Origin of the sequence: Enterobacter cloacae complex sp. ECL72 (assembly GCF_019056635.1) — a bacterium.
Classification (GTDB): domain Bacteria; phylum Pseudomonadota; class Gammaproteobacteria; order Enterobacterales; family Enterobacteriaceae; genus Enterobacter; species Enterobacter hormaechei_C.
Genome location: NZ_CP077659.1, coordinates 3,869,819 through 3,882,352 on the forward strand (window position 1 = coordinate 3,869,819; position 12,534 = coordinate 3,882,352).

At 56.4% G+C, this 12,534-nt stretch carries 12 protein-coding genes; 3 read left to right on the top strand and 9 right to left on the bottom strand.

The features are described from left to right. Positions 1 to 251 precede the first annotated feature (251 nt). A complete protein-coding gene (locus KTH07_RS18695; RefSeq protein ID WP_003860282.1) occupies positions 252 to 533 on the top strand; it encodes a YjcB family protein in 282 nt (93 codons plus the stop codon). Between the two features lie 61 nt (positions 534 to 594). Here the strand turns inward: KTH07_RS18695 and ssb1 are convergent, their stop codons facing one another. Next, positions 595 to 1,125 carry a single-stranded DNA-binding protein SSB1 gene (gene ssb1 / locus KTH07_RS18700; protein WP_006177466.1) on the bottom strand — a complete coding sequence of 177 codons (531 nt, stop codon included), beginning with the start codon at positions 1,123 to 1,125 and terminating at the stop codon, positions 595 to 597. 251 nt (positions 1,126 to 1,376) lie between these two features. On the opposite strand from ssb1, the gene uvrA reads away from it, so the two are divergent. After that, the gene (gene uvrA / locus KTH07_RS18705; RefSeq protein ID WP_015570187.1) at positions 1,377 to 4,199 is read left to right on the top strand and encodes an excinuclease ABC subunit UvrA; all 2,823 of its coding nucleotides are present in this window, start codon (positions 1,377 to 1,379) and stop codon (positions 4,197 to 4,199) included. 3 nt (positions 4,200 to 4,202) lie between these two features. Here uvrA and KTH07_RS18710 read toward each other — a convergent pair whose 3' ends face one another. The 6 genes from KTH07_RS18710 to dnaB all read right to left on the bottom strand — a co-directional run bounded on the left by KTH07_RS18710 (position 4,203) and on the right by dnaB (position 9,881). Continuing rightward, entirely contained in the window at positions 4,203 to 4,556 is a 354-nt protein-coding gene (locus tag KTH07_RS18710) for an MmcQ/YjbR family DNA-binding protein (protein ID WP_032620552.1), read from the bottom strand. A gap of 2 nt (positions 4,557 to 4,558) precedes the next feature. Next, a complete protein-coding gene (locus KTH07_RS18715; protein ID WP_017382627.1) occupies positions 4,559 to 4,975 on the bottom strand; it encodes a secondary thiamine-phosphate synthase enzyme YjbQ in 417 nt (138 codons plus the stop codon). A 112-nt stretch (positions 4,976 to 5,087) separates the two neighbouring features. Next, entirely contained in the window at positions 5,088 to 5,801 is a 714-nt protein-coding gene (aphA, locus tag KTH07_RS18720; RefSeq protein WP_017382626.1) for an acid phosphatase AphA, read from the bottom strand. Positions 5,802 to 6,069: 268 nt separating this feature from the next. Then, positions 6,070 to 7,263, bottom strand: a complete 1,194-nt coding sequence (gene tyrB, locus KTH07_RS18725; protein WP_017382625.1) for an aromatic amino acid transaminase — start codon at positions 7,261 to 7,263, stop codon at positions 6,070 to 6,072. A 109-nt stretch (positions 7,264 to 7,372) separates the two neighbouring features. Beyond that, positions 7,373 to 8,452: an alanine racemase gene (gene alr, locus KTH07_RS18730; RefSeq protein WP_023295763.1), complete on the bottom strand. Its 1,080-nt coding sequence runs from the start codon at positions 8,450 to 8,452 to the stop codon at positions 7,373 to 7,375. Positions 8,453 to 8,468: 16 nt separating this feature from the next. After that, complete coding sequence (dnaB, locus tag KTH07_RS18735; protein ID WP_003860298.1) at positions 8,469 to 9,881, bottom strand: replicative DNA helicase; 1,413 nt, start codon at positions 9,879 to 9,881, stop codon at positions 8,469 to 8,471. Positions 9,882 to 9,941: 60 nt separating this feature from the next. Between dnaB and KTH07_RS18740 the strand changes: the two genes are divergently transcribed. Then, positions 9,942 to 10,925, top strand: a complete 984-nt coding sequence (locus KTH07_RS18740; protein WP_003860300.1) for a quinone oxidoreductase — start codon at positions 9,942 to 9,944, stop codon at positions 10,923 to 10,925. A 184-nt stretch (positions 10,926 to 11,109) separates the two neighbouring features. Here KTH07_RS18740 and pspG read toward each other — a convergent pair whose 3' ends face one another. Beyond that, on the bottom strand, positions 11,110 to 11,352 hold the full coding sequence (gene pspG, locus KTH07_RS18745; RefSeq protein WP_017382623.1) for an envelope stress response protein PspG: 243 nt from the start codon (positions 11,350 to 11,352) through the stop codon (positions 11,110 to 11,112). Between the two features lie 136 nt (positions 11,353 to 11,488). Continuing rightward, positions 11,489 to 12,484: a tRNA dihydrouridine(20/20a) synthase DusA gene (gene dusA, locus KTH07_RS18750; RefSeq protein WP_023302927.1), complete on the bottom strand. Its 996-nt coding sequence runs from the start codon at positions 12,482 to 12,484 to the stop codon at positions 11,489 to 11,491. Positions 12,485 to 12,534 lie beyond the last annotated feature (50 nt).

Sequence of the window (12,534 nt, forward strand, 5' to 3'; positions counted from 1 at the left end):
ATATACTGCTGTAAACGCTATACAGCCGATGGCGTTTTGCAAAGGTTTTACTATCTGGATGAAATAAAAATAAAAATTCCGACCAGACGTCGTTCTGAGCGACGACGATATATTTTCCCCGGCAATAATCCCACTTTTACCTCACGCGGATACTGGCGAATAAAACAGCAAATGTGATATAGTTCACACATCTTATGTAACGAGAAACATTGTTTCATTCCAGTTCGTCTGTTTTGTCGAGGATGGGTTTTATGGCAACCATTACCACCAGCATGGTGCTCCTGCGCTGGCCGTTGTTGAGCGCGGTTTTGATGTTCCTGGCCAGCACGTTAAACATTCAGTTTCGAAAGTCCGACTACGCAGGTCTTGCTGTGATTAGCACCCTGTTAGGGTTGGGCGCCGCATGCTGGTTCGCGACAGGTTTGCTTGGCATTACGCTGGTAGACATTGCCGCCGTCTGGGAAAACATTAAAGTGGTGATGGTTGAAGCCATGAGCCACACTCCGCCAGACTGGCCGATGGTGATTACCTGATAGCCTGTTATAAAAAAACCCAGACATTGTCTGGGTTTTTTGTTTTTCACGCGTCTGGATATCAGAACGGGATATCGTCGTCGAAATCCATTGGCGGTTCGTTAGACGGTGCCGGAGCAGACTGCTGCTGCGGACGGGACTGCGCGCCGCCGCTGAACTGGTTGCCGCCCTGAGGCTGCTGAGGCTGACCCCAACCACCCTGCTGCTGATTCTGACCGCCACCTGCCGGTGCGCCACCGCCCTGACGGCCACCCAGCATTTGCATGGTGCCGCCCACATTCACCACCACTTCCGTGGTGTACTTCTCAGCGCCGGATTGGTCGGTCCATTTGCGGGTACGCAGCTGGCCTTCGATATAGACCTGAGAACCTTTACGCAGATACTCACCGGCCACTTCGGCCAGTTTGCCAAACAGCACAACGCGGTGCCATTCGGTCTGCTCTTTCATTTCTCCGGTCGCTTTATCACGCCAGGATTCGGAAGTAGCCAGCGTAATGTTGGCAACTGCGCCACCACTCGGCATGTAGCGTACTTCCGGGTCCTGGCCCAGATTACCGACGAGAATCACCTTGTTTACGCCTCTGCTGGCCATGTTCGTGTCTCCTGAATACGTTTCTTAATAGTGTAAACGCGCGAGTGTACCATTTCCATGCTGCACTTTGATAGTTGCGTAGCACGTTCCAGAGTTCTCCCGCGAACTCGACATTGTTACACAGTGAATCAGAAAATGCATTCCAATACTGTATATTCAAACAGGTCATTTTGTGTCATAATTAGCCGTTTCTGACAGCCGTTTGTCCTTCAAACAAATCAGGCAATCCGTGTTCCAACCGGGAAAGGTGAATGGATAAGATCGAAGTTCGGGGCGCCCGCACCCATAATCTCAAAAATATTAACCTCATAATCCCTCGCGACAAACTCATCGTCGTGACCGGGCTTTCGGGGTCTGGCAAATCCTCACTGGCTTTCGACACTTTGTATGCCGAAGGACAGCGTCGTTACGTTGAATCGCTCTCGGCGTACGCGCGTCAGTTCCTGTCGCTGATGGAAAAACCGGATGTCGACCACATTGAAGGGTTGTCCCCTGCTATCTCCATTGAGCAGAAATCCACATCGCATAACCCGCGCTCCACGGTCGGTACCATTACCGAAATCCATGACTACCTGCGTCTGCTGTATGCGCGCGTGGGCGAGCCGCGCTGCCCGGACCACGACGTCCCGCTGGCGGCCCAGACCGTCAGCCAGATGGTGGATAACGTACTGTCGCAGCCGGAAGGCAAACGCCTGATGCTGCTGGCGCCGATCATTAAAGAGCGTAAGGGCGAGCACACCAAAACGCTGGAGAACCTGGCAAGCCAGGGCTATATCCGCGCCCGTATCGACGGCGAAGTGTGTGACCTGTCCGATCCGCCAAAGCTGGAGCTGCAAAAGAAACACACCATCGAAGTGGTGATTGACCGCTTTAAGGTACGTGAAGATCTGGCAACGCGTCTGGCGGAGTCCTTTGAAACGGCGCTGGAACTCTCTGGCGGCACGGCCGTGGTCTCCGATATGGACGACCCGAAAGCGGAAGAGCTGCTCTTCTCCGCCAACTTTGCCTGCCCGATTTGCGGCTACAGCATGCGCGAGCTGGAACCGCGCCTGTTCTCGTTCAACAACCCGGCGGGCGCGTGCCCGACCTGTGACGGCCTGGGCGTTCAGCAGTATTTCGACCCGGACCGTGTGATCCAAAACCCGGAACTGTCGCTGGCGGGTGGCGCTATTCGCGGCTGGGATAAGCGTAATTTTTACTACTTCCAGATGCTGAAATCGCTGGCTGAGCACTATAAGTTCGACGTTGAAGCCCCGTGGGCCAGCCTGAGCGCGAACGTACATAAAGTGATCCTGTTCGGTTCCGGCAAAGAGAATATTGAGTTCAAGTACATGAACGATCGCGGTGACACTTCCGTGCGTCGCCACCCGTTCGAAGGGGTGTTGCACAACATGGAGCGCCGCTACAAAGAGACCGAATCCAGCGCGGTGCGTGAGGAGCTGGCGAAGTTCATCAGCAACCGCTCCTGCGCCACCTGCGAGGGTACACGTCTGCGTCGCGAAGCGCGTCACGTGTTTGTCGAAAACACGGCACTGCCGACCATCTCAGACATGAGCATCGGCCACGCGATGGACTTCTTCAACAACCTGAAGCTCTCCGGTCAGCGCGCGAAAATCGCTGAAAAAGTGCTGAAAGAGATCGGCGATCGCCTCAAGTTCCTCGTGAACGTCGGTCTGAACTACCTGACGCTTTCCCGCTCGGCTGAAACGCTGTCCGGCGGTGAAGCCCAGCGTATCCGCCTGGCGAGCCAGATTGGCGCGGGCTTAGTCGGCGTGATGTACGTGCTGGATGAGCCGTCTATCGGCCTGCACCAGCGCGACAACGAACGCCTGCTCGGCACGCTGGTTCACCTGCGTAACCTCGGCAACACGGTAATCGTGGTCGAGCACGACGAAGATGCGATCCGCGCCGCGGACCACGTGATCGACATCGGCCCGGGCGCAGGCGTACACGGCGGCCAGGTGGTCGCGGAAGGGACGCTGAAAGACATCATGGCGGTGCCTGAATCGCTGACCGGCCAGTACATGAGCGGCAAGCGCAAAATTGAAGTGCCGAAACAGCGCGTGGCGGCGAACCCGGAAAAAGTGCTGAAGCTGACCGGCGCGCGCGGCAACAACCTGAAGGACGTGACCCTGACACTGCCTGTCGGGCTGTTTACCTGCATCACCGGCGTGTCCGGTTCCGGTAAATCGACGCTGATCAACGATACGCTGTTCCCGATTGCGCAGACGGCGCTGAACGGCGCGACGCTGGCCGAGCCTGCGCCGTACCGCGACATTCAGGGGCTGGAGCATTTCGACAAGGTTATCGACATCGATCAGAGCCCGATTGGCCGTACGCCGCGTTCCAACCCGGCGACCTATACCGGCGTCTTTACGCCCGTACGTGAACTCTTTGCCGGCGTGCCGGAAGCGCGTTCACGCGGCTATACGCCAGGCCGTTTCAGCTTTAACGTGCGCGGCGGCCGCTGTGAAGCGTGCCAGGGCGACGGCGTAATCAAGGTTGAGATGCACTTCCTGCCGGATATCTACGTGCCGTGCGACCAGTGCAAAGGTAAGCGTTATAACCGTGAAACGCTGGAGATTAAGTACAAAGGCAAGACCATCCACGAAGTGCTGGATATGACCATCGAAGAGGCGCGCGAGTTCTTTGACGCCGTCCCTGCGCTGGCGCGTAAGCTGCAAACCCTGATGGATGTGGGTCTGACCTATATTCGTCTGGGGCAGTCAGCGACAACGCTGTCCGGCGGTGAAGCGCAGCGCGTGAAGCTGGCGCGTGAGCTGTCCAAACGCGGTACCGGTCAGACGCTGTATATTCTGGATGAGCCGACCACCGGCCTGCACTTTGCGGATATCCAGCAGCTGCTGGACGTGCTGCACCAGCTGCGCGATCAGGGCAACACCATCGTGGTGATTGAGCACAACCTGGACGTGATTAAAACCGCTGACTGGATTGTCGATCTCGGCCCGGAAGGCGGCAGCGGCGGCGGTGAAATCCTCGTCTCCGGTACGCCAGAGACCGTTGCAGAGTGCGAAGCCTCGCACACCGCGCGCTTCCTCAAACCGTTGCTGTAATCGTCACACGGAGAGCTGCTGTCGGATCGTTTCCGGCAGCAGTTCAACCGCCTGTATATACGACGCATCCACCAGGTAGTAAATTTGCGAATCTGGCAGCGAGCCGTCGAGAAACACCGTACTCCAGTGCGCTTTATTCAGATGCTTACTTGGCCTGACATCATCGTGCTGCTGGCGCAGTAAGTCGGCCAGTTCCGGACTGGTTTTCAGTGATGCCGCAGGCCGCGCATCCACCTCTTTCACCATCGCGAACAGCACATCACCCACTTTGATCTGCGTGGCTTTCCAGTCGCTGTGAACGCTTTGTTCCGCACCCGGCTTGCTCATGCAGTACTGAAGTATCTCCGAAATTGTCATCTTTATTCCCCTTGTAGCGTTGCGATAATTTTACGCGAACCACCGTGAATGCGATGTTCTCCCAGCCAGATCCCCTGCCACGTTCCCAGCTGTAGCCGTCCGTTGTGGACCGGCAGCATCAGCGAGACGCCCAGCAAAGAGGATTTGATGTGCGAAGGCATATCGTCCGCCCCCTCGTAATCATGCTCATACGGGGCGTTATCCGGGACGCTCTTCAGAAAATGGTGCTCCATGTCGGACCGGACGGTGGGATCGCAATTTTCATTGAGCGTGAGAGAAGCAGACGTGTGCTGAAGCAGCAGATGCAGCAAACCCGTTTTGACGCGCGACAGGTCGCGGATTTGCCCGATGACTTCGTCCGTCACAAGGTGAAATCCGCGTGGTTTTGCGCTTAAGGTCAGGGTCTGTTGATACCACATGTGCTGCTCCATTATGAAAGGTGAATCTTTCTAAGTGTGCAGCAAGAAAGCGAAAGGTAAAACCCGCGCAGCGAGATTTGCTTAAAAAAGCATTCACCCCGCCGTTAATGCGTCAGTATTCAGAGTTAACGATCACCTCTTCACCAAATTTTCCGGCCATCGGCAGCGGTCGGTAGGTGGAGTTCGAGGCGCGTAACACCCTGATGCCTCTGGCTCCCACGTCTTGCGCCGCGGTGATGTCGTTATCTGAATCCCCGTAGAACACTTTGATATTTTTCTTTTCCAGCCACTGGGTTTTGGTGTTTTGCCCTTCCTGGTCCCCGGCAAAAATGACCGGGTTCATGCTGGCCGCCGGGATCAGGAAATCATCCTGTAGCGTTTTCGAGACGGTTTCGGTTTTGGTCTGGCTACGTCCGGTCACGAAGTAAATGCTGTCGCCGCGCTTTACGTGCATGGCGATCAGCGCGCGGGCAACCTCTTTCGGGATACTGAACTCATCCCAGCCGTTGTTCATCTTTTCCCAGAATTCCGGGTTTTTCAGATAGGCTTCGCTGTCCGGGGAGTACGTTTTTTTGCCGCGCCAGAAACCGGGGCTGGAGAAGAGAACGGTATCGTCAATATCGAAGCCCACGGCTATCGGCGGGCGACCCGTCAGGCTATTTTCGATTTGTGCCACTGAAACCCAGTGAATGGGGGCCTGTTCGGCAAGAATGGCGGCGGTAGTGCCGGTGTAAAGCGGCGTGGGTGCAGAAGCCCGTGCAACAACGGCGCTATTAAGCGAGAACAATAAGCAGGCGGCGCTGAGCGCCAGTGTGATCTTGCGCATATTTTCCCCTGAATATTCAGTTTGTTATCTTTTTATTTTGAGCGGATGGTCAAAAAACTATCCGACCATAACCCCAGCGGTAGGGGAAGGAAAGGAGTTTTTACTTATGGAGCTGAATAAAAAGAAGACGATCACAAAGCGCAGAAGAAACGTGTAGGTCCGGGAAGCGAAGCGCCACCGGGCAATGACTGGCACCGGCGCGAACAAAAAAGCCGGGTGGCGGCTACGCCTTACCCGGCCTACATACAGTATGCAAGTAAGTGAATGCTTACATTACGGATGCAAACGCCTGCGCCACGCGCTGGACGTTGCTGGCATTCAGACCCGCCACGCACATACGGCCGCTGGCGATCAGGTAGACACCGAACTCTTCGCGCAGGCGATCGACCTGCGCTGCGCTCAGTCCGGTGTAGCTGAACATCCCGCGTTGCTTGAGAAGATAATCAAAGTTATGCCCAGGCACGGCCTCTTTCAGGACGTTAACCAGCTCCTGACGCATCGACAGGATGCGCTTACGCATCGCTTCCACTTCCGCAAGCCAGGACGCTTTCAGCGTTTCGTCACCGAGAACTGTCGCCACCACCTGCGCACCAAAGTTCGGCGGGCTGGAGTAGATCCGGCGGACCGTCGCTTTCAGCTGACCGAGTACGCGTCCCGCGGCTTCGGCGTCTTCACACACCACGGACAGGCCGCCAACGCGCTCGCCGTACAGGGAGAAGATTTTTGAGAACGAGTTGCTGACCAGAGCGGGAAGCCCCGCGCTGGCAATCGCGCGAATGGCGTAGGCGTCTTCCTCCATGCCCGCGCCAAAGCCCTGATAGGCGATGTCGAGGAACGGGATCAGGTTACGCGCCTTCAGTATCTCGATCACCGCATCCCACTGGGCATTGGTGAGGTCCGCACCGGTCGGGTTATGGCAGCACGGATGCAGCAATACGATACTGCGCTCCGGCAGGGTGTTCAGTTTTTCCAGCAGCGCATCAACGCGCACGCCGTTGGTTTCGCTGTCGAACCACGGATAGGTCGCCACCTTAAAGCCCGCGCCCTCGAAGATCGCAACGTGGTTTTCCCACGTCGGGTCGCTGACCCACACGCCGGAATCCGGGAAGTACTTTTTCAGGAAATCTGCGCCTACCTTCAGCGCACCCGAGCCACCCAGCGTCTGGATAGTCGCCACGCGCTTTTGCGCGAGCACCGCGTGGTCCGCACCAAACAGCAACGGCGCGATAGTGTTGCGGTAGGTGTTTAATCCTTCCATCGGCAGATAAAGCGAAGCACCGTGCGGGGTTGCGTTCAGACGCGCTTCAGCTTCGGCAACGGCTTTCAACTGAGGAATGATGCCGTCTTCGTTGTAGTAAAGACCAATGCTGAGGTTCACTTTGTCGCTGCGAGGATCTTCTTTGAAACGCTCCATCAAGGAGAGGATAGGGTCGCCGGCGTAGGCGTCTACTTTCTGAAACACGCGATGTTCTCCGGATTATTATGAGGCAGGGCATTCAACAATAAACCGGAAGCGGAAGAAGATCGAGGGGATGTTAACAGAAGCGGGATGCATCGCATCCCGCTCATGCTTAGTCGACGTATTTCATTGCGACCCTTGAAGTAAGGCGCGTGATAAGTTCGTAAGCACTCACTTTTGTTATTTCAGCAATACGCTCTACCGGCAGGCCTTCACCCCACATCACCGCATCGTCCCCCGCTTTATCCTGCGCGTCGGGCCCAAGATCAACACAAATCATGTCCATCGCCACGCGACCGACAATCTTGACTTCGCGTCCATTGACCAGCACCGGCGTCCCAGTTGGCGCGGCGCGGGGATAGCCGTCGCCGTAGCCCATCGCCACCACGCCAAGACGCGTGTCGTGCTCGCTGGTCCAGGTGCCGCCGTAACCCACCGGCTCTCCCGCTTTATGCTCACGCACGGCAATCAGCTTTGAAACCAGCGACATAACCGGCTTAAAGCCAAAGTCCGGCCCCCAGGGTTTGTTCTCCAGCGGCGAAACGCCATAAAGAATGATGCCCGGACGCGCCCAGTCGAAGTGCGACTGCGGCCATAGCAGGATCCCGCCGGACGCCGCAATGGAGCGCATCCCCGGTTTGCCTTCGCAGAAGGTGTTGAAGATATCAAGCTGCTGTTCCGTTGCGCCGCATTCAGGCTCATCGGCGCGGGCAAAGTGGCTGACGATATTCACTGGCTGACGCACATTTTTGCACTGACTCAGACGCTGATAAAACGCCTCCGCGCTTTCCGGCCGCACGCCCAGACGGTGCATGCCCGTGTCGAGCTTCATCCAGACGGTGACCGGCTCGCTCAGTTCAGCCGTTTCCAGCGCGGCCAGCTGTTCTTCGTTATGCACCGCCGTGTGCAGGTGCTGATCGGCAATGGTCGGCAGGTCCGAGGCTTCAAAAAAGCCTTCCAGGAGCAGAATCGGTTGCGTAATTCCACCTGCGCGCAGGCGGAGAGCTTCTTCGAGACGGGCGACGCCAAAAGCGTCGGCATCGGGGAGCGTTCGCGCGGTCTCAAGAAGACCGTGTCCGTAAGCGTTCGCTTTCACGACTGCAACGAGCTGACTGGCGGGCGCCAGTTCTCGCAGACGTTGCAGGTTGTGTCGCAGAGCGCGGCGGTTAATAACAACAGTTGCCGCTTGCATTTGAATTCCTTAGAAATTACTCATCATCATATTGAGGACCGGCATAGTTGTCGAAACGCGACCACTGGCCGTTAAAGGTCAGACGTACCGTACCGATGGGGCCGTTACGTTGCTTACCAATAATAATTTCGGCGATCCCTTTCAGATCGCTGTTCTCGTGATAAACCTCATCACGGTAGATGAACATGATTAAGTCGGCATCCTGCTCGATGGAGCCGGATTCACGCAGGTCGGAGTTGACCGGGCGCTTGTCTGCACGTTGTTCCAGAGAGCGGTTAAGCTGCGATAGCGCCACCACCGGCACGTGCAGCTCTTTGGCTAACGCCTTGAGCGAGCGGGAAATCTCGGCAATCTCCAGCGTACGGTTGTCGGAAAGCGACGGAACGCGCATCAGCTGAAGGTAGTCGATCATGATGAGGCCGATGCCACCGTGTTCACGGGCGATACGGCGCGCGCGGGAACGTACTTCCGTCGGCGTCAGGCCGGAGGAGTCATCGATATAGATGTTCCGTTTTTCCAGCAAAATCCCCATGGTACCGGAGATCCGCGCCCAGTCCTCATCGTCCAGCTGACCGGTACGGATGCGGGTCTGATCCACACGCGACAGGGACGCCAGAGAACGCATCATGATCTGTTCAGAGGGCATCTCAAGACTGAAGATAAGCACCGGCTTATCCTGCAACATCGCCGCGTTTTCGACGAGGTTCATCGCAAATGTCGTTTTACCCATCGACGGACGCGCCGCGACGATAATCAAATCCGATGGCTGAAGACCTGCCGTTTTCTTGTTGAGATCGTCATAACCGGTGTTCACCCCCGTCACGCCATCGTGCGGCTGCTGGAAAAGCTGCTCAATACGCGCAACCGTGGCGTCGAGCACATCGGCGATATTTTTCGGGCCTTCGTCTTTGTTCGCACGGCTTTCGGCGATTTTAAAGACGCGGGATTCCGCCAGGTCGAGCAGATCTTCGCTGGTGCGCCCCTGGGGATCGAAACCGGCCTCGGCGATCTCATTCGCCACCGAGATCATCTCGCGGACAACGGCACGTTCACGAACGATATCAGCGTAAGCGCTGATGTTCGCGGCACTTGGCGTGTTTTTTGACAGTTCTGCCAGATAGGCAAATCCGCCGACGCTGTCGAGCTGTCCCAGACGCTCCAGCGATTCTGCGAGCGTAATCAGGTCGATAGGGCTGCCCGACTCCTGCAAACGCGCCATTTCCGTAAAAATATGGCGGTGCGGGCGGGTATAGAAGTCTTCCGCGACAACACGCTCGGCGACGTCGTCCCAGCGTTCGTTATCCAGCATTAAACCGCCCAACACCGACTGTTCCGCTTCAATCGAGTGCGGCGGGACTTTTAACCCGGCGACCTGATAATCACGCTCACGAGGTTCAGTCTGTTTGTTGAAGGGTTTGTTTCCTGCCATAGTGAATGGAGTTACCGAGATAAAGAGTGGGTCGAAAGATTACCACATTCTGGAGGAAGCATGGCAACACGTATTGAATTTCACAAGCATGGTGGCCCTGACGTACTCAAAGCGGTGGAATTTACCCCCGCTGCGCCTGGCGAGAACGAAATCCAGGTGGAAAACAAAGCGATCGGCATTAACTACATCGATACCTATATTCGCGGCGGCCTCTATCCGCCTCCGTCGATGCCGAGCGGACTGGGCACCGAGGCGGCCGGTATCGTCAGCAAAGTGGGCAGCGCGGTTAAGCACATTAAGGAAGGCGATCGCGTGGTGTACGCGCAGTCGGCGCTGGGCGCTTACAGCTCCATCCATAACGTTCCGGCCGAGAAAGCGGCGCTTCTGCCAAATGCGATCGGCTTCGAGCAGGCTGCCGCCTCATTCCTGAAAGGGCTGACGGTCTATTATCTGCTGCGCAAAACCTACGAAATTAAGCCTGACGAGCAATTCCTTTTTCACGCAGCCGCAGGTGGCGTGGGGCTGATTGCCTGCCAGTGGGCGAAAGCCCTGGGCGCGAAGCTGATCGGCACCACAGGCAGCGCGCAAAAAGCGCAGCGCGCGCTGGACGCGGGCGCATGGCAGGTGATCAACTACCGGGAAGAGAGCATCGTTGAGCGGCTGAAAGAGATCACTGGCGGCAAAAAGGTCCGCGTGGTGTATGACTCGGTGGGGAAAGACACCTGGGAATCTTCGCTGGACTGCCTGCAACGTCGCGGGCTGATGGTGAGCTTCGGTAACGCCTCCGGGGCAGTCACCGGCGTCAACCTGGGCATTCTGAATCAGAAAGGGTCACTGTACGTCACTCGCCCTTCCCTGCAAGGTTACATCACCAACCGGGAAGAACTTGAGGAAGCCAGCAACGAGCTGTTCTCGCTGATCGCCAGTGGGGTAATTAAAGTGGATGTGGCAGAGGCGCAGAAATATCCGCTGACCGATGCGCAGCGCGCGCATGAGGTGCTGGAGAGCCGGGCAACGCAGGGATCAAGTCTGTTAATTCCCTGAGCCATAAAAAGAAATTGGGCTTCCCGTGGGAAGCCCTTTCTTTTTTTAGTTCGGCTGTATGTAGGGTACAGCTCGATGAATTCTTTAGCGGCAGCCATAGTGACAGATTCGATAAGTAAATCCTATTCTGTTCTAAGGATTGCTGCCGGAAAAGTTGCAGGTATGTGACGTACACCTCAATACCTTAGTAACGGAAGCGGTTATTACGCTGATAAGTGGGCAGTTTTGGTGATTTAATCGCCCGTATCGCCCATACCACCGCAATCGCCAGAAGTAACCACGGCAAGAGTTTAATCGTCAGGGCAAATAAACCGCCAACAAACATCACCACCGTGGCCACGACGAGCGCGGCCAGGATACCGAGCAGCGATACGCCCGTGACCATAAGCATGATAAAGAAGCCAATCACAAAAAGTAGTTCCAGCATGGTGCTCTCCCACGAGTTCCCGAATGATGCTGCGATCGTTACAAGAAACATGCCAAAAATAAGTCGTTGTTCTGAAAGCAAAACGCCCCGCAATGTCTTGCAGGGCGTGGCGTATTTGACCATCTTTTAGCGAAATTTAACGTTTATCCGCAACCAGACGCAGCGCGTGTTCCAGGACCTCAATATCCGCACCGGCCTTATGCGCGTTCTCGCTGAGATAACGACGCCACTGGCGCGCGCCAGGAATGCCCTGGAACAGGCCAAGCATATGGCGGGTAATATGGCCCAGATACGTACCATGACTCAGCTCGCGCTCAATATACGGATACATGGCGCGCACTACTGCCACGGGATCGGTGTCAGCACCGTCAACGCCAAAGATTTCCCGGTCAACCGTCGCCAGAATGCCCGGATTCTGATACGCCTCGCGTCCGACCATCACGCCATCCATATGTTCGAGATGCGCTTTGGCCTCGTCCAGCGACGTAATACCGCCGTTGATCGACATGGTCAGGTGCGGGAAGTCGCGTTTTAGCTGGTACACGCGCGGGTAGTCCAGCGGCGGGATCTCGCGGTTTTCTTTCGGGCTGAGGCCAGAGAGCCAGGCTTTACGGGCGTGGATGATAAACATCTCGCATTCACCCTTCCCTGATACGGTGTTGATGAAATCACACAGAAACTCGTAGCTGTCCTGGTCGTCTATGCCGATACGGGTTTTGACCGTGACCGGGATAGAGACGACGTCGCGCATCGCTTTGATACAGTCCGCCACCAGATGTGCATTACCCATCAGACACGCGCCGAACATACCGTTTTGCACACGGTCGGACGGGCAACCGACGTTGAGGTTAATCTCGTCATAGCCGCGTTCTTCAGCCAGCTTCGCGCACTGCGCCAGCGCAGCCGGATCGCTGCCACCCAGTTGCAGCGCAACCGGATGCTCCTCTTCGCTGTACGCCAGATAATCGCCCTTGCCGTGAATAATTGCGCCGGTAGTGACCATTTCGGTGTACAGCAGCGTATGGCGGGAGAGCTGGCGCAGGAAATAGCGGCAGTGTCTGTCCGTCCAGTCGAGCATTGGCGCAATGGAGAAACGGTGTGCATGGAAAGCGGTCTGGAGTTCTGACGACATGGCGAAGTTTTAAGCATCTGGTGGAAAAGGGGCGCTACTATAGCACAAAG